Source organism: Coprothermobacter sp., from assembly GCA_013824685.1.
Classification (GTDB): Bacteria; Caldisericota; Caldisericia; order Cryosericales; family Cryosericaceae; genus Cryosericum.
Genome location: PNOG01000024.1, coordinates 49124 through 72095, shown reverse-complemented (window position 1 = coordinate 72095; position 22972 = coordinate 49124). Strand labels below are relative to the sequence as shown.

At 61.4% G+C, this 22972-nt stretch carries 19 protein-coding genes and 1 riboswitch; of the genes, 3 read left to right on the top strand and 16 right to left on the bottom strand.

The window, feature by feature from the left end:
- Positions 1 to 255: 255 nt before the first annotated feature.
- The 15 genes from C0398_08160 to C0398_08090 form a co-directional block, all read right to left on the bottom strand.
- Positions 256 to 972, bottom strand: coding sequence for a hypothetical protein (locus tag C0398_08160; protein ID MBA4365952.1), 717 nt, complete (start codon positions 970 to 972; stop codon positions 256 to 258).
- Positions 973 to 2298: 1326 nt separating this feature from the next.
- On the bottom strand, positions 2299 to 2886 hold the full coding sequence (locus C0398_08155; protein MBA4365951.1) for a hypothetical protein: 588 nt from the start codon (positions 2884 to 2886) through the stop codon (positions 2299 to 2301).
- Positions 2883 to 3947: a hypothetical protein gene (locus tag C0398_08150; protein ID MBA4365950.1), complete on the bottom strand. Its 1065-nt coding sequence runs from the start codon at positions 3945 to 3947 to the stop codon at positions 2883 to 2885. Before C0398_08150 ends, C0398_08155 begins: the two co-directional genes overlap by 4 nt.
- A gap of 315 nt (positions 3948 to 4262) precedes the next feature.
- Positions 4263 to 4778: a hypothetical protein gene (locus C0398_08145; GenBank protein MBA4365949.1), complete on the bottom strand. Its 516-nt coding sequence runs from the start codon at positions 4776 to 4778 to the stop codon at positions 4263 to 4265.
- Positions 4779 to 5156: 378 nt separating this feature from the next.
- Entirely contained in the window at positions 5157 to 5687 is a 531-nt protein-coding gene (locus C0398_08140) for a hypothetical protein (protein ID MBA4365948.1), read from the bottom strand.
- Between the two features lie 17 nt (positions 5688 to 5704).
- Positions 5705 to 6955: a hypothetical protein gene (locus C0398_08135; GenBank protein ID MBA4365947.1), complete on the bottom strand. Its 1251-nt coding sequence runs from the start codon at positions 6953 to 6955 to the stop codon at positions 5705 to 5707.
- A 21-nt stretch (positions 6956 to 6976) separates the two neighbouring features.
- Positions 6977 to 8035, bottom strand: coding sequence for a type IV pili twitching motility protein PilT (locus C0398_08130; GenBank protein ID MBA4365946.1), 1059 nt, complete (start codon positions 8033 to 8035; stop codon positions 6977 to 6979).
- Positions 8036 to 8072: 37 nt separating this feature from the next.
- Positions 8073 to 9776 carry a type II secretion system protein GspE gene (locus C0398_08125; GenBank protein ID MBA4365945.1) on the bottom strand — a complete coding sequence of 568 codons (1704 nt, stop codon included), beginning with the start codon at positions 9774 to 9776 and terminating at the stop codon, positions 8073 to 8075.
- A 14-nt stretch (positions 9777 to 9790) separates the two neighbouring features.
- Complete coding sequence (locus C0398_08120) at positions 9791 to 12610, bottom strand: hypothetical protein (protein MBA4365944.1); 2820 nt, start codon at positions 12608 to 12610, stop codon at positions 9791 to 9793.
- Positions 12601 to 12825 carry a hypothetical protein gene (locus C0398_08115; protein MBA4365943.1) on the bottom strand — a complete coding sequence of 75 codons (225 nt, stop codon included), beginning with the start codon at positions 12823 to 12825 and terminating at the stop codon, positions 12601 to 12603. The genes C0398_08120 and C0398_08115 overlap by 10 nt, the downstream gene beginning before the upstream one ends.
- Positions 12825 to 13448, bottom strand: a complete 624-nt coding sequence (locus C0398_08110; GenBank protein MBA4365942.1) for a uridine kinase — start codon at positions 13446 to 13448, stop codon at positions 12825 to 12827. Before C0398_08110 ends, C0398_08115 begins: the two co-directional genes overlap by 1 nt.
- A 1-nt stretch (position 13449) precedes the next feature.
- The gene (locus tag C0398_08105; protein MBA4365941.1) at positions 13450 to 14487 is read right to left on the bottom strand and encodes an endolytic transglycosylase MltG; all 1038 of its coding nucleotides are present in this window, start codon (positions 14485 to 14487) and stop codon (positions 13450 to 13452) included.
- Between the two features lies 1 nt (position 14488).
- Positions 14489 to 14965: a Holliday junction resolvase RuvX gene (locus tag C0398_08100; GenBank protein MBA4365940.1), complete on the bottom strand. Its 477-nt coding sequence runs from the start codon at positions 14963 to 14965 to the stop codon at positions 14489 to 14491.
- Entirely contained in the window at positions 14958 to 17555 is a 2598-nt protein-coding gene (locus C0398_08095) for an alanine--tRNA ligase (GenBank protein MBA4365939.1), read from the bottom strand. The genes C0398_08100 and C0398_08095 overlap by 8 nt, the downstream gene beginning before the upstream one ends.
- A gap of 504 nt (positions 17556 to 18059) precedes the next feature.
- The gene (locus tag C0398_08090; GenBank protein ID MBA4365938.1) at positions 18060 to 18605 is read right to left on the bottom strand and encodes a hypothetical protein; all 546 of its coding nucleotides are present in this window, start codon (positions 18603 to 18605) and stop codon (positions 18060 to 18062) included.
- Positions 18606 to 18666: 61 nt separating this feature from the next.
- Positions 18667 to 18798, bottom strand: a riboswitch (FMN riboswitch).
- 8 nt (positions 18799 to 18806) lie between these two features.
- On the opposite strand from C0398_08090, the gene C0398_08085 reads away from it, so the two are divergent.
- Complete coding sequence (locus C0398_08085; protein ID MBA4365937.1) at positions 18807 to 20513, top strand: peptidase M3A and M3B thimet/oligopeptidase F; 1707 nt, start codon at positions 18807 to 18809, stop codon at positions 20511 to 20513.
- Between the two features lie 218 nt (positions 20514 to 20731).
- On the opposite strand, the gene C0398_08080 is transcribed toward C0398_08085, so the two are convergent.
- The gene (locus tag C0398_08080) at positions 20732 to 21265 is read right to left on the bottom strand and encodes a hypothetical protein (GenBank protein MBA4365936.1); all 534 of its coding nucleotides are present in this window, start codon (positions 21263 to 21265) and stop codon (positions 20732 to 20734) included.
- A 234-nt stretch (positions 21266 to 21499) separates the two neighbouring features.
- Between C0398_08080 and rsfS the strand changes: the two genes are divergently transcribed.
- The gene (gene rsfS, locus C0398_08075; protein MBA4365935.1) at positions 21500 to 21883 is read left to right on the top strand and encodes a ribosome silencing factor; all 384 of its coding nucleotides are present in this window, start codon (positions 21500 to 21502) and stop codon (positions 21881 to 21883) included.
- Between the two features lie 71 nt (positions 21884 to 21954).
- The gene (locus C0398_08070) at positions 21955 to 22911 is read left to right on the top strand and encodes a thioredoxin-disulfide reductase (GenBank protein MBA4365934.1); all 957 of its coding nucleotides are present in this window, start codon (positions 21955 to 21957) and stop codon (positions 22909 to 22911) included.
- The last annotated feature ends 61 nt before the right edge of the window (positions 22912 to 22972 follow it).

Here is a 22972-nt window from a genome sequence, read left to right as displayed (position 1 = left end):
TGGGGGTGAGACGACGGACTTATATAATAGGCAGACAGCAAAAAAAGTCAAGACCTTGCGCTTCTCTCGTCGCGCATGGCCTTCACTCTTCACTCCTCTGCGTGTCGAACAGTTAAATGATACTCAGGACTCCCGCACTGTCAAGAGCCCAACCCTCACTGCCGGACCCACGCCATCCGGATGCGCTCCGACAGCGGCAATCAAAAGGCCCAGCCTGATGGCTGGGCCTGCAATCAAACCTAGGCTATGCGCTATCTAGCGCCAAGCCATCCGGACGCGGCCGATGATCGAGGAAACAAAAACGTCGACGATGGCACCTGACCGCGACGTCAGCGAGATGCGCGCCTCACTATCAACAAGTGCCACGGAACTCCCGGAGGTGGAGGCTGAGCCACCCGGCGTGAAGTACAGGTCAACCTGTGTCTTGGGGGGGGCCTTTTCGGCACTCGTGAGGTGTACCGAATCACCGGGAGCCGCCGAGCCGGTGATGAAACTGACGAACCCTGCCGCGCTGGTCAGGTCACGGCGCACAACGGCCCCGCCAGCCGACCGCTCAAACGTATAGTAGTTGGCAGCGGGGAAGAAGGACACCTTGACATACCTGCGCGTAAAGACAGCCGTCGACTGGACGTCGCGCAGGTCCTGCACGAGCTGGAAGGAAACACCCTCCACCTGGCGGCGCGCAAGGTATGTCCCACCATAGGCGATTGACGCGCCTGCCAATACAATGACCACGGCCATGACCACCATCAACTCGATGAGGGTGACCCCTCGCCGTCCGGCTTTCATCTCACGTCCACCCACACGCTCATCAGTCGAGGTTCGTGACCTCCTGCCACATGCGGTCGCCGGAAACAGGCTGTTCGAAATCGTCCAGGTTATACTCGGCAGGATGGTACGCGGTCGTACCTGGAATGAACTCTTCATCCTGCACCAGTGTCCCACCGATGGTGATCGGCGGCAGGCTGTCATTGTACGTCAAATTGAAGTTGCCGCTCATGTCCACGCTATTGCGCGCGATGAGCGCGCCATTGATGTCCGCAGTGCCGCGCCCGGTGAATGAGCCACCGGTGTAGACGAGACCGTTAATCAGGCTGCAGCCCGTGTCCTTGGTGACGTCGCCGGTGACAATAATGTTGACCAGTGTGCCCGCCGTCCCAACCTCAACGTTGCCGCTGATAAAGAACTCCCCGTCGATGACGATGGTGCCAGAGAGAGCCGAGTTGCTTGCCAGCTTGACGTCGCCGTCAAAGTAGTAGACTGCTGTCGGATCGATCAGCGCGCTGCGGACGGCTGAAGTAATCGGGACCATTGAGGGTAGTTCATACAGTCCGGTAGCCGTATCGATACGAGCCGCCGCAACCAGCGTGTCGACGTTCCAAATTGCGCGTTGGATCAAACCAAGTGGCGTGAAGCTCGTGTTCGTCATGCCCACGACCGTCCCATCGTACGGATAGATGCCGCGCAGGTACGCGTCAAACAGCTGACGCATCATGGCGATGTCAATCTCGGGGAAGGGGATGGGCGTCTGCCCCGGGTGCTTGTCGTCCGCCGGGATGCCGCCTGTCACGGTGCCCGCGGCATAGGCATCGCCGGCAACAAGACCGCTGGACTTCTGAATGAAAACATTCCCATTGGCAAAGACGTCTCCGTGGATCTCCTGGGACGAACCCTTGATGACAAGATTCCCGCCCGTGAATATGCCATAGTCGATGGCAAACGTGGTCGGTTCATACACCGCAGGTATGGTTACGTCAGGTGTCGTCGTAGTATGAGCCGGAATATATGTCCACGTGGCGATCGTGCCGGTCCGGACCCCCCGCCGCGCCGCGTATGCGTCGCTGGAAAGCATATCGGTGACGGCGGGCGTGTAGATAGCGCCCGTCGACATCACCTGAACCTCAGCCCGATACTGGTTGCTGCCAAGGCTCTCTGGCGTGCCGACAACGTCCACGTCGACCTGATACGTACCATGGACTGCGGAACTGGCAACCGCATCCAGCGTGTCACCACCGCTCTGGAATACCTGTGCCCATGCCGCTGTGCCGACGCCCTGACTGATATCCATGAGGGTGTTGTTCAGGCCAGTCTCAGCAATGTTGAGGGCCGACTTGAAATAGGCGTCTGTCTTGGTCACATGGCTCTCGGTCGTCAGCTGGTTAACGAACATGAGCGCCGAGATGAACAACAGGGCCGCAACCAGCGTTACGGTCACCAGAACGAACCCCGGACGCCGCTTAATCTGCCGAATGTCTCTCATGGGTATCTCCCTCCGGAGCAATCGTGCTGCTCTCGATATCACGTTCCATCATATAGTGTACGGACAGACGTCTGAAGCACATAGCTGACAGTCTGCACCGCTCCGCCCGAACCATACTGTGCGACCAGAATAGTGACCACGCGCGAACCGCGCTGGATGAAATGAAGCGCAGCAAGTGTCGATATCTCCTCGGTAACCGCAGTATGCGACCAGACGGGCACAGCAGGAAGCCTCCACCTGGTCACTGATACGCCATCCACAACGACAACGTAGGACTCCAGCGGAGCCTCACTCCGCTGGACATAGCAGAATTCGCCGTTCACAACTCGCCTATAGGTGACACGGTGCCGCGTCTCGCTCGGAGACGGCGTCGCAATGTAGTCAAAGGTAAGCACATCACCCATGGTGTTCTGGGCAGGCACACTGACGTCCGTGGCTTGCCGCAAGTTCGTCGTCAATATGTCGGCCGCGAAGCGGAAATTCTGCTGAAGCGCCTGTCGCACGCGCTCACTGCGCCACAAGTCAGTGATGCGGAAGTTGACAGCGAACACGGCCCCCAGCAGGATGACGGTCACCGCCACCACGATCATGACCTCGATGAGGGTGAACCCGGCATGGCGTTTCATGCGACGCTCCCGTCCGCAAGGACCATGGCAAACGGCACGGCAATCGTCCCGCCGGACCGAAACAGGACCCGGTCGACACCGTTCTGCTTGTACCAGATGACTATCTCGTAGTCGAACTTGGTGCGCGCGTCCCCCTGAAAGGTCCGATACAGGGTCTCATCCAGTGCCGTGCTCCAGACATCAGAACCATCGGGAGTGCTCACGTCATACTGGACCACACGCACCTGCCTGCTGAATAGCGGGTAGGCCTCTTTCTGGAGGACTATGCGATAGTAGTAGACGGTTCCCAAGGGCGGCACCCCAGTGAGATCGGTCCGCGTTACTCCATCCCATGAGTACCATTCTCCACCGTCCTCCCAATAGAGGGGATCCCCGGTGACCTGGTCGACTCCATAGCGCTCAACGACGATGTTGCTCCCCAGCAATACGTCGGTATCGGTCGGTATCGCCGGCATGGCCGTCGTCCCCGCCACAAACGTAGTGCCGATGAGAGCAACGCCGTCAACCATGAAGTCCGTCTGAAGCTTTCCCGAGTCATACATCCAAAACTCTTCATCGTTAGCTCGTGCGGCGGCGTCATAGTCTGCCGCCATCGCGTCACGCGTGGGATATGGATAGTTGACGTCCTGATAGCCCACCGCCGGGTCGGCATCCTTGCCAAACACCAGCTGGTTGAGCACGCTGGGCGCGAGGTTCTTGAGGTCCTCAACCTGAAACTCGGCCAAGTTCTGCGCCATGGTCACCAGCTGTGCTTGCTTGAACCCGGTCACGCCGCGCGCGAACATACCTGCCAGTCCAATAATGAGGATGAGCAGAATCGCCGCCGCAACTACGACCTCGACGAGAGTGAAGCCCCTCGGATTGTGAAAAAGTCCTCGGGGGGTGAAGCCGGGAGACGCCCCTCGCATGTGACCAACGTGCTCGGCGGGGCGACGGTATGAAGTGCGAGAGGCTGAACTCGGGCCATCAAGCGAGAGGAGTACACCCCTTGCATTGAGAAAACATGCTCGGGGGACTGCCCTTGATCCAACGTATGAGCGATGCTCTGTTGTCTTCCTCATGGTGTGCTCCACTTACTTACCTGCTCTAACTATACGAAGGTTTGCAGCATTGACAAGTGCACATTGTGAAGCACCTCGCGGGCCACCATGGTGCCCTGAAGCCCTCGAAAGCGTCCCTCCGAGTGCGCCCCTCGGATTGAACCAACATCCTCGGGGGGATTGAGAAAACATCCTCGGGGAGAAAACGCTCGCGCTTTCCACGGCCACAGAACCTCTTCCTCTTACGCCGGAGCCCGAAGGCTCCGGCTGAAGAAACGAACTTACCACGTTGGGGGCTCTTTACCAGCTGACCCCAAAGACAGATTGCTAGCTGGCCTAAGGGACCGTCGGGGCTGCTGCAGCCTCGCTCACCGTGGACATCGAGTCAGTACGGTAGAGGAACTTGGATGTCTCGATCTGAGCCCAAATTGCCCAGCCCGTCGAACCGGTCGCGGTCGAGAGATACGTGACCGGATTCGTGGGGATGAACGGGTTGATCATGCTCGTCAAAGTGCCATCCTTGATGTAGTTGACTGGACCCTGTTCACCCACAGCATTGTACTGGCCAGCGATATTCGTGACAGCAGTGCCCGTGCCCCCCTGGCTGAGTTCACGACGAATGACGGTAGCCGCACCATTGACTGCCTGCCCCGTGCCTGCAATCGGATAGATGCCCCAGTCAGTCTTGAACGTCTCAAGAACGGTTGCCAGCGTCGCGAAGTCCGAGGCAAGACGGGACCTCTTGGCACGTTCGGTCATCTTCAGGTAGTTGGGGATAGCGATTGCTGCAAGGATGATGATGATGGCGATGACCACCATCAGCTCAATCAGTGTAAACCCTCTTCTCTTCACTGCTTCCTCCTTGGAAGTCTTTGTAGGTTGCCTGCCTGTGGCAGGTTGTTACTATGTCTGTTCTGTCGACTGCGATTTCGCATGATGCCAATGCGGGCTTTTCGCGAATTGGTCACTGGTGTGTTGTCGCCTCCTTACTCTTGCGTGTCTCCTGGACCTGAAGTCCAAGCATTTGACCAGGCCGGTTACGCCACCCAGCTCCATCGGCCCCTGGCGTCCACTGTATCGGGACCGACTTCTCAGCACTTCCTGCAGGGAAGGACGCCCCTCGGATTGAGACTAACATCCTCGGGGGAACTTTACCCTGTATCGACAGTAGAACAAGTTCCCCATTTTTGTCAAGTATTCGTCCACAATGTCCGTCCCGCCGCTCTGCCACTACACCGTGGGTTCGGTCGCAGATTCGACGATCCCTGACTGGCGGTCAGTACGCACCAGATACCGTGCACTCCCGGATGTCCCCATCTTGACGTAGAGAACCCAAGTGGTACCGGCCTCATTTGTTGCATACCGATACTGCGGATCGGATGACGAGGCGACAAAGGGATTGGTCATGCTGGACAGGGCTCCAGCTCCAATGTAGACGATGGGGGCAGTATCGCCATGGACCGTCTTGGCTCCAGCCACATTCGTGAGCGCCACGCCGGAACCCTCAGTCGTGAGCTCACGGTACACCCCGGAGTCGTTCAGTGCGATGGCCTGAGAGCCGGCTGCCGCCAGGGGGTAGTGGCCCCAGTCTGTGTGAAAGGTTTCCAGTACCGTGGCGAGGTTGGCGAACTCCGCCACGACTGCCGAACGGCGAGCTTTGTCCATCATCTTGAGATACGACGGTATCGCGATCGCCGCCAGGATGATGATGATGGCAATCGCCACAATCAGGTCAAGCAACGTGAACCCCTTGCGCTTCACAGCTTCCTCTCTTCGTGTCAGGAGATGCCCCCCGCCATCGTGAAGATGGGCAGGTACAGGGAGACGAGGACCCAGCCGATCATGCCGCCCACGACGATCATCAGGATAGGGTTGAGGGAGTTGGTCAAGTTGTCCGCCGCCGCGTCGACCTCGGTCTGGTAGAACGTGGCGACTTTCCCCAGCATGGTCTCAAGGGAACCCGACTCCTCACCAACTGCCGTCATCTGGATGACCATGGGAGTGAAGAACTGCGTCTCGGCCATGGCTGCGCTGAGCGCGGCGCCACCCTTGATGGAATCGATGACCCGGTCGATGGTCGCCGCAACGACGGTATTGCCCATCGTGCCGCCCACCATCTCAAGGCATGCGATGAGCGGGACGCCGGCCCCGAACAGGGTCGCCAGCGTGTCGGTGAAGCGCGCCATGGAGGTCTTGAGCACCAGGGGGCCGATGACGGGCGCCTTGAGCGCCGTGCTGTCCTTCCAGTGGATGCCACGAGGCGTGCGGAACCACGCGCGGGCACCGAAGAAGATGACCCCGACGACGACAAGGAGGACATACCACCGGTGCACCAGATAGTCGCTCATCGCGAGCGTCATGCGTGTCGGCAGGGGCAGGGGCACGTTCAGTGCTGTCAGGAAGCCGACAAACTGCGGCAGGACAAAGATGAAGAGGCCGAGGACGATGGCAGTGCTGGCGATGATGACGATCATCGGGTAGTTGGTCGCACTCTTGATCTTGCGCTTGAGCTCCGCCTCGCGCTCCAGGAACGTAGCCATCTTGAGCAGGCTGTTGCCCAGGTTGCCTGACGCCTCGCCCGACCGGACCATAGCGGTGTACAGGGTGCTGAAGACTCCGGTGTAGTTGTCCATGGCATTCGACAGGGGAAGGCCGGACTCGACCTTCTTCTTCAGGTCATCCGTGATCATGCGCAGCTTCTTGCTGTTCAGCTGTTTGCTCTGGATGTCCAGCGTCTTCGTGATGGACAGACCCGCGTTGAGCATGGTGCCCAGCTGAGAGGTGAAGATGGCCAGGTCCTTGGCGGCGATGCCTCCACCGGAGGCGAGCCTGCCCTGCTTTGCCTCGCCAGAAGGGCCGGAACTGCGCACGGCAAGAGCGCCGCCCGCGCTCCTGGCGGCGTTGATGTTCACCGGGACAAGGCCCTTGCCGCGGATGAGCTCGGCGGCTTCATGCGTATTCGCCGCGCTGATGGTACCGCGCTGGGTGCTGCCTGACCGGTCAGCCGCAACGTACGTGAAGGTTGCCATAGGTGCCTCCTCTCAGTGTATTCAGGTGCGTCCCAGCAGGCGCTGGAGTTCCTTGGGGTCGTACGCGTGGTCTATCGCATCCTCGTAGCTGATGACACCACGCTCGTACAGGGCCTTGAGCGACTGGTCCATGGTCATCATGCCCATCGCGGTGCTGGTCTGCAGGACCGACTGGATCTGGTAGGTCTTGCCCTCGCGGATAAGGTTCTTGATGGCGGAAGTCGCCAGCATCACCTCGCACGCGAGCACCAGGCCGTCGCCGTTCTTGCGCACCATGAGCTGCTGGGTCATGACCGCCGACAGGACGTTGGCGAGCTGGACCTTGACCTGCTGCTGCTGGTACGGCGGGAACACGTCCACGATGCGGTCGATGGTCTGCGCCGCACTGTTGGTGTGCAGTGTCGCAAACACCAGGTGCCCGGTCTCCGCTGCGGTCAGGGCGGCTCCGATGGTCTCGAAGTCGCGCATCTCACCGACCAGGATCACGTCCGGGTCCTCGCGCAGGACGCTGCGCAGGGCGTTTGCGAAGCTCTGCGTATCCGTGCCCAGCTCGCGCTGGACCACGATGCTCTGCTTGTGCTGGAACAGGTACTCGATGGGGTCCTCGAGTGTCACAATGTGCATCTGCCGTTCCTGGTTGATGCGGTCGATGACCGAGGCCAGGGTCGTGGACTTGCCATGGCCGGTCGGCCCGGTCACGAGGACGAACCCGCGGTTGAGCTTTGGGAACGTGAACGTCGCTGGGGGCAGACCCAGCGTGTCCATGCCGGGGATCTCGTAGGGGATCTTGCGCAAGGCCGCCGCCATCGTTTCGCGCTGACGGAACACATTGATGCGGAAGCGCGCCAGCCCCTTGACGCCATAGCTGAAGTCGTACTCCATACTCTGCTTGAACAGCACCTTCTGGTGGTCGTTCATGATGGGGAACATGAGTTCCTCGACACGCTCGGGCGAGAGTTTCTCGCTGCCGAGAGCCACCAGCTTCTTCTGGATACGCAGGATGGGGGGCAGACCGACCTGGAGATGGATGTCGGTGGCATTCTTTTCCGTGGCGACTTTCAGAATCGTCGAAAGATCAATGCGATGTACCTCTGTCTCGGCAATCATTACGGCTCCTTCAGTCCGATTCGACGGTAGATACCACGCGCAGGACCTCCTCGAGGGTGATGATGCCTTCCCTGGCCTTGACCAGGGCATCCTCGAGCAGAGTGCGCATTCCATGGCTGCGTGCGGCCTGAGAGATGTCGCGCGCGCTGGCCTTGTGAAGGATGAGGCGGCGCAGCTCGTCGTCCACCTTCATCATCTCATGAATGCCGGTACGTCCACGGTAGCCTGAACCACCGCATTTCGGACAGCCGACACCCTTGTAGAACGTGACGTCTTCCAGCTTGCCCCGTGTGCTGAGGCCCAGACCCTCAAGGGCCGAGGCCGGCGGGACATAGGGCTCCTTGCACTCGGGGCAGATCTTGCGCGCCAGGCGCTGGGCCGTAGCCCCGATGAGCGACGACGCGATGAGGAATGGCTCGATGCCCATGTCGATCAGTCGCGTGGCGACCGAGGGCGCATCGTTGGTGTGCAGGGTCGACAGGACGAGGTGCCCGGTCAGGGCGGCCTCGATGGCGATCTGCGCCGTCTCGCCATCACGGATCTCGCCGATGAGCACGATGTTCGGGTCCTGACGCAGGATACTGCGCAGGCCGTTGGCAAAGGTCATGTCGGCCTTGACGTTGACCTGCACCTGGTTGATGCCGTCCATCTGGTATTCGACCGGATCCTCCACCGTGACGATGTTCTTGCCGGCCGTGTTGAGACGGTTGAGCACGGAGTACAGGGTCGTCGTCTTGCCGGCGCCAGTAGGACCCGAAATGATGATCATCCCGTACGGCTGGCTGATGACGTTGTTGAAGAGGGTCAGCGTATCATTCAGGAATCCAAGGTTCTCGAGGGGCACCATGGCACTGGTCTTGTCCAGGATACGCAGAACGATCTTCTCGCCGAAGATGGTGGGCAGGGAACTGACGCGGAAGTCGATGGCCTTGTTGTCGATGCGCAGGGAGATACGGCCGTCCTGGGGCTTGCGCCGCTCGGCGATGTCCATGTTGGCCATGATCTTGAACCGCGAGAGCACGCCGGGCTGGATGTTGCGCGGCAGTCTCTGCTTTTCCTGCAGGATGCCGTCGACGCGGTAGCGGATGCGCAGGTGGCCCTTCTGCGGTTCCACGTGGATATCCGACGCACGCTCGACGATGGCCTGGGTGATGATGGTGTTGACCAGCCGGATGACGGGAGCGTCCTGACCCATCTCGCGCAGCTGCTCGATGCTGACCTCTTCGCCGCTTTCCGCGATGATCTCGGTCTTCGCCTCCGAGCTGGCCTCCTTGATGGAGTTGCCGACCGTGTAGTACTTCTCGATGGCGCCGTAGATCGCGTTCTTGGGAGCGACGAAGAACTTCGTCTCGCGCCCGTACGTGGCGAGCAGGTAGTCCATCAGCTCGATGTTGGTGGGGTCGCTGAGTGCAATGCTGACGACGCCCTCCTCGCGCTTGAACGCGACGAAACCGTAGCGCTTGGCACGCTCCTGGTCCACGATCGCCAGCACGTCCGACCCGATCTGCTCCGCCATGACGTCCACAAATGGCATGTGCCACTGTTCTGCCAGGACCTGTGCCTTGATGTCATCGTTGATGAACCCCTGATCGATGAGAATCTTGAGCAGCGGTTCGTTGGTGTGCTGCTGAGCAGAGATGGCTCCGTCCAGAGCCTGCTCGTTGATATACCCCCGTGCAATCAGGATGCTGCCTACCGACCGTCTGTTTTCCACGTGTCCTCCGCGCTCTACGGTTTCGCGATCTTGGAGCCTTGGCTCCCACACCTGCTGAGCAGTTCTTCAGTGTCACGGAAGCCGGGCGAGGACTCGCCCACCTCCTGGAACAGCTGTGCCGCCTCCTGGCTGTTGCCCTGTCCCAGGTGGACCACGGCGGCATGATACCTGAGAACCAGCCTGGCCTCGTCCGTGACGTTCGGCAGGTGCGCGGCGTGATCCAGCTCCCGGGTCGCCAATTCGGGCAATCCCAGGTGAACGAACGCAAGGGCCAGGGGGAGGTAGAATCGTGGGTCTCCTCCCCCTCTCACGGTGCCGGAACTCATCGCGACCGTCTCTTCGTAGCGACCGCCCGCAAATGCGGCCCATGCGGACACCAGGCGCTGGTCGCTAGACTCGGCGGTGATGCCGGGCGTCTCGGCAGCTGCCTTGTCCACCAGGCCTTCGACATCAGCGGGAGACAACTGCGACAGCGAGGCCACGTCGGCGATGAGGTCGTATGCGCCGGATGCAAGAATAGCCCCCAGGGCGCGCTGGACCGTGTCGGGATCCCCGGGATGAGCCCGGATGGCGGCAACGAAGTACCCTGCAGCGGCATCGTGAACCCCAAGCTGTTCGGCCGCCAGACCCAGCCCGTATCTGCTCTCGAAGTCCGTCGGGACGACGTGGGCAAGTTTCTCCAGCAGGTACCGGCCGTCGGTAATCTCCTGCCGGTGGTCCACCAGGTACTGGATGAGATAGGCCGTGTTGCTCGTATCGTGCTCCCTGGCCATGAGCCCCACCAGTTCGGTGAACTCGGCCATACTGGGGGTGCCCAGGACAAGCAGGGATTGGACGACCTTGCGCCGAACCGTCGGATTGATGGCACTCGCCAGGATACGCCGGAGGATGGCCGACTTCTCCACACTGAGCGTGACATGCTGGAACAGCCCTTCGTTGTTCAGGAATGTGGACTCATCGACACCCGCACGCCCCAGCCGTTCGACGATCGCGGCCTCCAGCGCCGGCGCTTTCGTCATGTCCGCGTCCTGGGTGATGCGGTCGACCAGCTGATCCAGCACACTCAGTTCCGTGGCGGCGGCAAGGACCTCCTGCGCACAGGCGTCCTCGGCCAGGCAATGCTCCAGGACATGAACAAGCTGGCGCACGATGCCTTCGGCAGAAGCAGACCCCGCAGCCTGGCGTATCATGTCCAGTTCCTCCCGTACATACGATGCGGTGTCGCCGCGCTCGAGCAGAACTTCGGCCCTGCGCGTTCTCAGCTCGGGAGCCATGTCCGAGCCGTCGGCGGACAGGACGATGGAAGCGATCTGCGGGTCCCGGAAATCGATCCTGGCTCCCAGCGCAGCAGCCTCTTCGACGATGAACAGGGGAAGGCGTGTGTAGCCACTGCTTCCCATCCACGTCAGCAGGTCACCCATGACCCCTGCGTCCTGGGGACTGCGCAGGAAGCTGAGATACAGGGCTCCCAGCGACAGCGGGATGGTCACGCTGCCCGCATCGGAAAGGCGCTGCATCAGATCCTCCCGCTCCATCGTGCCCCGGCTGATGTCCTTGAGAATGCCGATCAACTGCCGTTCGGCCTCCTGCCCGGGCGTCGGGCAAGGTGGCGCGGTGACTGCTGTCCGTGAAACAGACGCAGTGCCCGACGGGACAGGATGTGTCGCAGACTCACGCTCCTTGCGGAGAGAAGCCAACCTGAGTTCCTCGGGGGACAACACCGTCAGCCCGGCGGCCTCGGAAGGCACGGGGCGTCTGCCAAACGTCTCAGACTCCTCCTCCGGCTTCATCCATGCCTGGTGTGGTACGGGGATGGTTGCCATCTTCACGTCGCCCGACATGTCCTCCCGAGGATGTTGGTTCAATCTGAGGGGCGCCCCTGGCACAAGGTCGCGCGCGACGTCCGTCTGGGAGGGCTTGCCATCGGTCTGCTGAGCGGACGCGGCCTTCTCCTGCTGGGCTGAGGACGGAGCAGCTTCCTCCTGTGGCGGCATCGGTGGTTCTGATGCAGGAACGGCCACCGCCGTGGACTCACCCACGACTGCCTCGTCGTACAATGTCTCGAGCGTCGTTCTCGTGGGACTTTCCGGCTCGATCGACCTGGACTTGCGCTCAATCGCAGGCACGCGGTCGACTTCCGGGGGCTGTGACGCACGCATGCCGCTGCCTGGTCCCTCCACTGCCTTGACCTTCCAGTCGATCTGACGCCGCATCTCGGCAATGGCCTTGCCAAGCCCCGGATAGGAGGGATCGGACATGCGCAGCTGCTCATACACGGCGAGCGCGTCGGCGAACTTGCCGTTGTTGGCCAGAATGCTGGCCTTCAAGTACAGCGTGCGAGGATTCTGGGGGCTGATCTCCAGGCTCTGGTCCAGCACCTTGAAGGCCTGAACATAGTCACGACGGTACGCCAGTGCACGCGCCTTCTGGTTGAGCGCGTCGGTGCTGCGCGCGTCGATACCGACGGCCTGGTTGCCGGCCGCCAGCGCCTTGTCGAAGTCGCCGTCCTTGATGCAGTAGCGGGACAGCTCGACCAGGTCGCGTATGGTGGCGGATTTGTCCTTGAGCTGGTGGTCCAGGCCCACGATCTTCTGGTAGGCACCGATGTAGATTCCCCACGACGCGACTTGCCGGTCCTTGAGGAGCTGGACGAGGGCGTTGAGAACGTCGAGGCCCTGGGCATATCGCTGCCGCGCATAGGCATGGTCGGCCTCGCGCACGGCGAACCGAAGGGCCGCGTCATAGTCGCGACGGCCCACGAACTCCCCGATCTGGTTACGCAACCGCTCCTCGTCAGAATCAGCCAACGTCACTCCCCCCATCCTCACTCGCATTGCTGGACTGGCACTATCTTACCAACCGCTGTCAAATATGCAAACAGGGGCGCCAGCTCGCCCTCGGCGGCATCATCATAGAGCACACTCATGATGCTCTCGTCAGCCTCCCGTTCGCCAAGCGACACGACCGCCTGTCCCTCGCAGTCGGTCAGCACCGCCTGAACGAACCACACTTCTCCGTTCGGCACACGGAACCTGGCGACGAGTTCCATCAACCTACGGAATTCAGGAAGTGTTGCAACTTGCTCACGATGACATCGATGGCGACCAGGTTGAAGCCTCCTTCGGGAATAATCAGGTCCGCATACCTCTTGGTCGGTTCCACGAACTGGAGGTGCATCGGCCGGACGACGTCCATGTACTGCGTCACCACCGACTCAACCGTGCGGCCCCGCTCGCGGGTGTCCCGGAGGAGGCGGCGGATGAACCGGACGTCCGCGTCCGTGTCGACGTAGAGCTTGATGTCCAGCAGGTCGCGCAGGGCCGCGTTCTCCAGCACCAGGATCCCCTCGAGGATGATGACGGGCTGAGGCTCGACGTGGTCGGTCCAGGACTCGCGCTCATAGCGGGCGTAGCTGTACACGGGCACGTCGACCGCCTCGCCATGGGTCAGACGCTGAAGATGGTCGATCAGCAGGTCATCGTCATAGGCGCTGGGGTGGTCGTAGTTGATGCCGCGCTTCTCCTCGATGGACATGCCGTCGAAGTTCCTGTAGTACGAATCCTGCTTGAGGAAGACCACCGGCTGAGCGGTTTCATGCATGATTTTCTCGGCGACGGTGGTCTTGCCCGAGCCGGAACCGCCGGCGATGCCGACAAGAATGGGACGTGTCATGTCAATTGCCTCCAGGGAGATACAATCGCATATTGCGGGCGTGTTCGGCGAAGGTTCGCGCGAAGACACAGTGACCGTCAGGCTTGGCCAGGAAGTAGTAGTAGGTGCTTGCCGGGGCATGCGCCGCAGCATTCAGCGACGCCAGGCCCGGATTGCAGATGGGAGTCGGCGGCAGGCCAGGGTGAACATACGTGTTGTAGGGCGAGTTGTCCTTCAGCTCTTCATACGAGTAGAAGCCGTCGTGGCTGGGAAGGACATACCCGAGCGTGGCATCCATCTGGAGCAGCATCTTGTCCGCCAGACGGTTGAAGATGACGCTGGCGACCAGCGGGCGGTCCGCGTCATACCTGGCTTCCCGCTCGACGATGGAGGCGACGGTGACCAGCTCTCCCCCCGTCAGGCCACGCTTCGCCGCCTGAGCTCCCCAGTCCGAAGGGACCATGTCGGCGAACCTGCCGAGCATACGCGCGACAACCTCTGTGGCGTCACCCGCATACAGGAATTCGTACGTATCGGGGAACAGGTGCCCCTCAAGGAGCGTGCCCTGGCCGTCTCTGGCGGCTTTCAGAAACTCATCAGCCGTGATGCCGGCCTGTTCCTGGAGGCGCGCGGCCATCTGATGGACCGTGTAGCCCTCGGGGAACGTCACGCGCGCCGTGAGAGGCGAACCCGACGCAACCTGCTGGTACAACGCTTCCATGTCACCAAGACCCTTGAGCACATAGCGCCCCTCGCGCAGTGAGCCGCCGCGTCTCAGCCGCCAGTACCAGCGCAGAGCCTGGGGGCCGGACGTCATGCCGAGTGCAAAGACCCGCTCGCTCACCGCGGTCACGCTGTCCCCGGGGTGGACGTCGACATACGCGTCTGGCCCTTCTACCGGCACAATGCGCGTGAATCGCACCCAGCCGACCGCACCGGCGATGATGGCGGTAATCAGCAGGACGCCGACGACGCGCGCGGCCCTCACCGGTACGCCACGCGGCACTGGACTGGTGGTGGGCTCTGTGACCTCAGGCGTGTTCTGCGTGCCTTCGTCCATGTCAGCCGCCTTCGCCCGGCTCCGGTGCAGTGCGGTCGAGATAGCCCTGCAGGATATAGACCGCCTCCCATTGATCCTTGCCGGCACGGCCTGCGGAACCCGACAGCCCCTCGCTCGCCGCGGCCCGTCCGACGGCCACCGACGACAGGCGCTCGTCCACCAGCTCGACGCGCACCTCCTTGTTGAGACTCCTTGCAGCCAGCTCCTTGCGGATGAAACCCACGAACCGCCGTACCTTGCGCGTCTGCATGGAGTCCGTTCCGTCCAGCCCAAGCGGCAAGCCGACGACCAGACAACCCGCACCCTCAAGCACGACACGGTCCACCACGATCCGTGCCGTTGCGGCCGGCAGCCCCATGTCGATCGAGCCGGCAGGGAAGGCCGTCCCCACATCCCCTACCGTCCGGGCAAGGCCGATGTGGCGCCCGCCGACGTCAACACAGAGCATGACCTTCGTGCCGGATGGACCGTCAGCCAAGCAGTGCCTCCAGTTCCTCTGCGGTCGGCAGGCCTGCGATACGGCCCTGGCACATGCGGTCGTTGCCACCACCCTTGCCACCGTACTTGTCGGTCAAGGCCTTGAAGATGCCGCGTGCCGAGAACGTCGCGCCGGCCGTGCCGAACACCTTGATGACGGTGAAGCCGTCTCCGCCGGAGAGCATGCCGATGAATACGCCGTCCCCCAGCTGCTGCTCGGCCATGTCGCCCGCACTGCGCAGGGCTTCGGCTGTCAGACCTTCGAACGTGGCCACGACGACCGGCTGGCCCTTGATGGTCGCCGGCTGGGCGATCAGGTCGCGCACACGGCGGTCGGTCGCAGCGGCGATGAGCCCTTCGATGCGGCGGTCGCGTTCCTTGACAACGCCCGTGAGGTCTTCCACCGCGCGCGTCACCTCTGCCGGAACAGGTCCACAGCCCAGTGTCCCTGCGGCCTGCTCCATCCCCTCCTGGTACGCCCAGAACTCACGAAGGGCGCCCATCCCGACGGAAGCCTCGATGCGCTTGGTGTCCGTCCCGATGCTGCGGATGAAACGGATGTGCAGGAAGCCGATATCGCCCGTCGCGGTGACGTGCGTGCCGCCACACAGCTCCTTCGAGATGCCGTCGACGGCAACCACGCGCACAGCCGCGCCGTACTTCTCGCCAAAGAACGCCAACGCGCCCGTTTTGCGCGCTTCCTCGATGGGCATGACGTCGGTCCGCACCGCAGCGTTGGACGTGATGAACCCCAGCACCTTCTCTTCCAGGGCTTTGCGGTCGTCCGCGCCGAGGCTGCCGCGGAAACTGAAGTCGAAATGGAACTCGTCGGGCATGACCTTGGAACCCTTCTGCTGGACGGTCGCGTCGATGGACCGCAGGGCGGCCTGAAGGAGGTGGGTCGCCGTATGAGCCCGTGCGATCGCCTTCCGCCGCTCCGGGTCCACTTCGGCGCGCGCGGTGTCTCCCGCGGCGATGGCGCCTTCGACCAGGATGCCTTCGTGGATGATCAACCCTTCCACGGGCGTCCTGGTGTCCATGACCTCGAAGCGCGCACCCGGCGTCGTGATGAAACCTGTGTCGCCGACCTGGCCGCCCTTCTCGCCGTAGAACGGGGTCGACGAAAGGATGAGCCCGATATGATCGCCCACCTTGGCACTGCTGGCGGCTTCGCCGTCCTTCAGGAGGCCCGTGACCACAGCCTCGGCCGACAGCGTTTCATAGCCGACGAAATGCGAACTGCCGACCGTTCCTCTCAGCTTGACGTACCCGGTCCGTTCACGGCTTGCCTCTTCGACACCCGACGACTCGCTGCCGCCATGGCGCTGGTCGTTCAGCAGGGCGTCGAAGCCTTCGCGGTCCAGGTTGAGTCCGGCGTCCCGCAGGAGGTCAGCCGTCAGTTCGACCGGGAAGCCCATCGTGTCGTGCAGGTAGAACGCAGTCTTACCGGGCAAGGTGTCGCTCCCGTCCTGGCGCACCGCGTCGACCGCCTTGGTGAACTCGACCAGTCCCTCCCGGAGCGTGTGGTCAAACCGCTGCTCCTCGATCTCCATGTCGCCCTTGATGCGCTCACCTTCAGCGACCAGCTCGGGGAACGGACCCTTCATGACGTCGATCACCGTGTCCGCGACCTTGCCCATGAAGGCGCCTTCGATGCCGATCATCCGACCCAGCGCCTGAGAACGACGCAGGAGGCGGCGCAGGACATAGCCCTGCTTCTCATTGCTGGGCAGGAGGTTCTCGGCCATGAGGAACGTGCAGGCGCGCACGTGGTCGGCGATGGTCTTCATGCGGGCCGTCACCCGCGGATCCGTCCCATATTCCTGGTGTGACAAGTCTGCCACGGTCTGGATGATGGGCCGGAACCCGTCCGTCTCAAAGTCGGTGTCGGTCTCCTCCATGATGCTCGTCATGCGCTCGAGGCCCAGTCCGGTGTCGATGTTCTTGCGGGCAAGCGGCTTCAACGAGCCATCGGGCTGCCGGTCGAACTGCGTAAACACCAGGTTCCAGTACTCGAGGAACCGGTCCCCCTCATCGCCCATCTGCTGGTTCTCGTCGCCCGGGTGACGCACGCCACGGTCGATGTACAGCTCGCTGCAGGGGCCGCACGGGCCGACGGGGCCCATGGTCCAGAAATTGTCGTCAGCGCCCATCGGCACGATCCGCTCGCGCGGGATGCCGACCTTCTGCCAGATATCTGCGGTCTGGAGGTCTTCCTCATATATAGTTACCCAGATGCGGTCGGCCGACAGGCCGAGGACCTTGGTCGAGAACTCATACGCCATCGCGATGGCCTCGTCCTTGAAGTAGTTGCCGATGGAGAAGTTGCCCAGCATCTCGAAGAAGGTATGGTGGCGCGCCGTCCGGCCGACCCGCTCGATGTCGTTCGTACGGATGCATTTCTGGTCCGACGTCATGCGCAGGCTGGGAGGAGTGACCTCCCCCAGATAGTACTGCTTCAGCGGGACCATGCCGGCTGCGGTAAAGAGCAGGGTCGGGTCAGGCGAAAGCAAGGGAGCGCTGGGGAGTCTCAGGTGGTCGTATCCCTCGAAAAACCGGAGATAACCTTCTCGAATATCGGCTGAGTTCACATTTCACCTCACGGAATGCCGGTCATGCCAAGCCCCGGCGCATGACGACAGTATATGCTCAGCGCCCCGTGAGGCAAGAACAGCGGCTTTGCCGTGCCCGTGCAGGTGGGCATCCAGTCTTGGTCAAACGCATGGGTTCCCGCCTTCGCGGGAACGACGGACTTTGTAACAGGGTGTAACAGGGGACAGCCGTAGTTGTTGTAACATGCTGCAACAAGGGCAGGACGGGGTTCCCGCCTGCGCGGGAACGACGGACTTTGTAACAGGGTGTAACAGGGGACAGCCGTAGTTGTTGTAACATGCTGCAACAAGGGCAGGACGGGGTTCCCGCCTGCGCGGGAACGACGGACTTTGTAACAGGGGACAGCCGTAGTTGTTGTAACATGCTGCAACAAGGGCAGGACGGGGTTCCCGCCTGCGCGGGAACGACGAACGGGGATGCATCGTCGCGTGGGTTCCCGCCTGCGCGGGAACGACGGAGTGAGGCGGTGCCAGGCACCAGAGCTAGCGGTCCCCTCGGAAAATGGCCGTCCGCTGAAGCGCCAGCATGATGCCCACCGACACGGCTCCGTTGATGAGGCCACGGAGCAGGTTGAAGGGGATGATCGCAGTCACGATCATGGCTTTGACGGCCGCAATCGGCATCTTGAAGTACCAGGGGTCCACGATCAGGTTCACGCCGGCCATCACGACCGTCATCACGACAACGCCCAGACCCGCTGCAGCGACCTTGACCCATATCTTCCTGGAGCGGGCCAGAAAAGCCACCGGTAGTGCAAAGGCGATGATGGTAATCGTGTTCATACCTGCTCCGACCCAGCCGTTCGTCCCACGGCCGATGAGCACCCAGAGGATTCCTTTCACCACAGCCGTCAGGATGGCCGCCGCTGGACCCATCGCCGAGCCCGCGATGAAGACGGCGACATCACCAAAGTCGAACTTGAGGAATGGCGCTGCCGGCAGCAGGGGAAACTCGAACAGTTGAAGGACATACCCGACGGCGGCCAGCATGCCGGTCAGGGCGAGCACACGCAGTTTTCTCGATTCCATTCTCTACCTCCATAGTAGACGCAGCCTTGCAGCTGCAATCAACCCTGGGGGCACGGAAAGCGAACGTCTCTTCCCATCCAGACTGTACTGTCGGCCCTGGAATCGCACCAAGTCCTACCGCCGCAGCGGCTCGTGGGCTAAGCTCTTCGCTACTACCACCGGTCGGGAATTTCACCCTGCCCCAGAGAATACTTAAACTATATGCCGCCCCGAAAACGTGTCAAGTGTGGCCTCTTCAAGCTGGAGCCTGTTCCGGCCGCTCCTCTGCCCGCCTGTTGCATTCGCACATTCCTTCGTAAACTGTACGTATCCCAGGAGGTACCTATGGAAAAAGTCATGTATCTGAAGGACCTGAATGAGAAGCTGAACGAGCTGTACTATCAGTGCAACATCGCCGCGTGGAACCTGTCGACGACCGGGAAGGACGAGTACGCCGCGCAAGCAGAGCATGCCGACCTGGCGATGCGGCTCTTCCTGGCCGACAAGGAGCGCTTCGACACCGTGAATGCCATGCTCGCAGCGGACAGTCTGGAAGAGTTCGAGCGCAGGCAGCTCACTCTTATCCACGACATGATGGTCGAAAACCAGCTGGACAAGGAGACCCTTCAGCAACTGGTCAGCCAGCAGATCGCCCTTCAGGGCATCACGACGAAGTTTCGCGGCACCATCGACGGCAGGGAAGTCAACAACAAGCAGATCGAGGAGATCCTCCGGACCAGCACCGACGATGACCTGCGCAAGAAGGCATGGCTCGCCAGCAAGCAGGTGGGCGCCGTACTTGAGCCTGGCCTCATGGAGCTCATCAAGCTGCGCAACGAGTCCGCCGTCAAGCTGGGGTACGCCAACTACTATGAGATGCAGATCCAGCTCCAGGAGTTCGACGGCGCATGGCTCAAGCAGACGCTCGAGAGCTACCGCGACCAGACCGACACCCTGTTTCGCCGCGTCAAGGACTCCATCGATCAGGCGGTCGGACAGCGGCTGGGCGTCGACCCTTCCCAGCTGATGCCGTGGCACATGAGCGACATGTTCTTCCAGGAAGCTCCCCGTACCTCAGACGTCGATCTCGGCGTGTATTTCGAGGGCAAGGGAGACCATATCATCGAGGAACTTGCGACAGCCACCTACGATGCCATCGGGCTGGACATCCGCGACATCATCGCTCGCAGCGACCTCTACGAGCGGGCGGGCAAGGACCAGCACGCCTTCTGCATGCACCTCGACAACAAGGGCGACGTCCGCGTCCTGGCCAACCTCCGGCCCAACGAGACCGAGATGGAGACCCTCCTGCACGAAATGGGCCACGCCTGTTACGACAAGTACACCGACATGTCGCTTCCCGAGGTGCTGCGCCAACCCGCGCACATCTTCACGACCGAAGCCGTCGCCATGTTCTTTGGGCGCATGGCCCGCGACCCCAAGTGGTACAAACAGATGGTGGGCATCGATGACGCCAACCTCCAGAAGCTGCAGGCAGACCTGCCGGTCGCCATCCGCAACCAGATGCTCGTCGCGACGCGGTGGATCACCCACTTCGCGCTCTTCGAGCGCGAGCTGTACCGCACCGAGAAGAGCGACAGCCGGCTCTGGTACCAGGGCGTCCAGAACATCCAGTACCTCAACGCCCCCGAGGAACGCTTCGAGAAGCCCGACTGGGCCGCCAAGTACCACTTCGCCATGGCACCCGTCTACTACCACAACTATCTGCTCGGCGAGATGCTCGCCTCCCAGTTCGACCACACCCTGCGCGCCAAAGCCGACGGCAAGGTCCTGACGCCCGAAGGTGGCCGCTGGTTCGTGGGCAACGTGTTCACGCCTGGCTCGAAGTACTCATGGAACACCATGATCGAGCACACCACCGGCGAGCAGCTCAACCCGTCCTACCTGGTGCAGCAGTTCAACTACTAAACTACGGACTAGCGATAACAACAAAGAGCCCGGCCACCTGCGCTGGGCCCACTAAGGCGCATAGCGACCTGCAACCCTGCTCTTCCTTCTACGGTGCCATGTTACAACAACTACGACTGTCCCCTGTTACATACGGTGCCATGTTACAACAACTACGGCTGTCCCCTGTTACACCCTGTTACACGGCTGTCCCCTGTTACACCCTGTTACAAGCTGGTTCATCGAACCCACGCCATACGGATGTTCCCGTCGACCGGGGTGATGATGACGTCGACGCGTTCACCATACGCGTTGATGAAGGTCACATGACCTCCGCCAGTCCCAGCCGGCCTCCCCATCGAATTGAAGCTCATCGTGACCAGCGGGGTCTGCATCGATGTCTCAGAGCCGAACACTGCGGAGACAGGAGTTCTCTTGCCGACCGCCAGCGGAAACCCGGCGTATCTCGACAGCCACCGCTCCGTCCTGACTGTCCCAGGGGGCGCATAGGACTTGGTGCCTTGTCTGAAGTAGTACCTGTTCTGATTGGTCACGAAGACGATCGTGTAGAAGCAGTCTTCACACACAGCATTGGCCTGCATGTTGCGGAGGTCCTGTACCAGCGTCATCCCGGCAAATCGGAGACGGACCCGCGCGACATACCTGTCGAGACGCGGCACGGCCATCGTCACCAGGATCATCACGATCGCTATCGCAACGACAAGCTCCAGCAGCGTGAACCCTTTTCTGCGCACAGGCTCCCCTTGTATCAGACGGTTTCATGCTGAGTCTACCCCGAAGGGCTTGTCTGACAAGCGCGGTGGGTGGCAATCGAAACCGGATCATCAGGAAACGTGGCAGCTACGCCTCCGTTTCTAGTGAGTTCACGGCCTGATGGTTCACCTCCATTCTTACCTGAGTTGACGCGAGGGAGAGCATTGACGTTGCTTTCGGAACGTCAGAACGTACAATGGACTTGAACAGCCATTCCTTGGTGTGAGGTGCTCATGAACGGCAAACGACTGGCAAACCGGATCGTCAACGAGTGTGAGAAGATGGGGGTCGAGGAGGTCAGATTGATTGACGTCAGGAAACGGACCCCCTTCTTCGATTTCCTGGTCATTGCCACGGTCGACAATACGGTTCTGGCCGATGCACTGCTTCGCAAGGTGGCAAAGGCGGTCGAGCTTGATGCCGGGGTCGTCACCTTCACCGAATCATCACCCGCATCCGACTGGGTCGTGTGCGACTACGGGGATACCGTTTTCCATGTGTTCGTCGGTGCCGACGTCCGGAGGCACTATAACCTCGAAGGCCTCTGGTCGCAGTCGCTCCGGGAGGGAAGAAGGGTTGCTCCTGCCGCGCCTGGAGGCCGTGTCGATACGGAGTAGCCGAAAGCGGTTGCGGCTCCACAGGTTCCGCATATACTGATACATATACCCTAGGGGGTATATGGAGGTGGATGATGAGTGAACGCACTACCGATATTCTGATCATAGGAGCCGGGCCTGCGGGTCTGGCTGCTGCCCTGTATGCCAGCCGGTCGCTGGTCAAGGCGGTCGTTCTGGAACGCATGAGTGTGGGAGGACTGGTTCTTTCGACCGAATGGATCGACAACTACCCCGGTTTTCCCGATGGCATTGCTGCGCCTGAACTCATGGAGCGCATGCGTCGGCAGGCTGAACGGTTCGGTGCGGAGTTTGTGTCGGACGAGGCACTCTCGCTTGACAGGACGGACACGGGCTTCAGGGTCACGACCGCTGAGGGAACAGTGTACCTCTCTGGTTCGGTCATCGTAGCGACGGGCGCCATGCCCAGGGTTCTCCCTGTGAAAGAGGAATCGAAGTACCGTGGACGGGGCATCAGCTACTGTGCTACGTGTGATGCTGCATTCTTCAAGGGAAAGCCGGTCGCCGTGGTGGGTGGTGGTGGTTCCGCTGTCGAGGAAGCGCTGGTGCTCGCGCGCGGTTGCAGCAGGGTGAGCGTCGTGTTTCCGCTCGACTCGCTCCAGGCAGAACCAATCCTGATTGAACAGCTGAAAGCGCTTTCGAATGTCGAATTTGTTCCGGGTGCGGCTCCCGCGGCCGTTGAGGGAGAGGGAAAGGTAGAGCGGCTTCGACTGCGCCTTTCGGCCGGAGGGGAGAAGACGCTGGAGGTTGCAGCCGTCTTCGTAGCCATGGAGTTTGTTCCGACAGGCGACCTCCTCAAGGGATTGGTTGAAGTCGACGCCCAAGGCTATGTCATGACTCCCGAATCGACAGAGACGGGTGTTCCGGGCCTCTACATAGCAGGAGACGTACGGCGCAAATCGCTGAAGCAGATTGTGACCGCGGTGGCTGACGGAGCAGTTGCTGCGCAGAAAGCAGGGATGTACGTGCGAAGCAGCAAGGGGAAAGCGAACCGCACTCCTGAGAACTGAGGACGCTGAACGACTGCGGAGCCGTTCGGCCCAGTCGTGTGACGGAAGAAGAGAAAAGGCC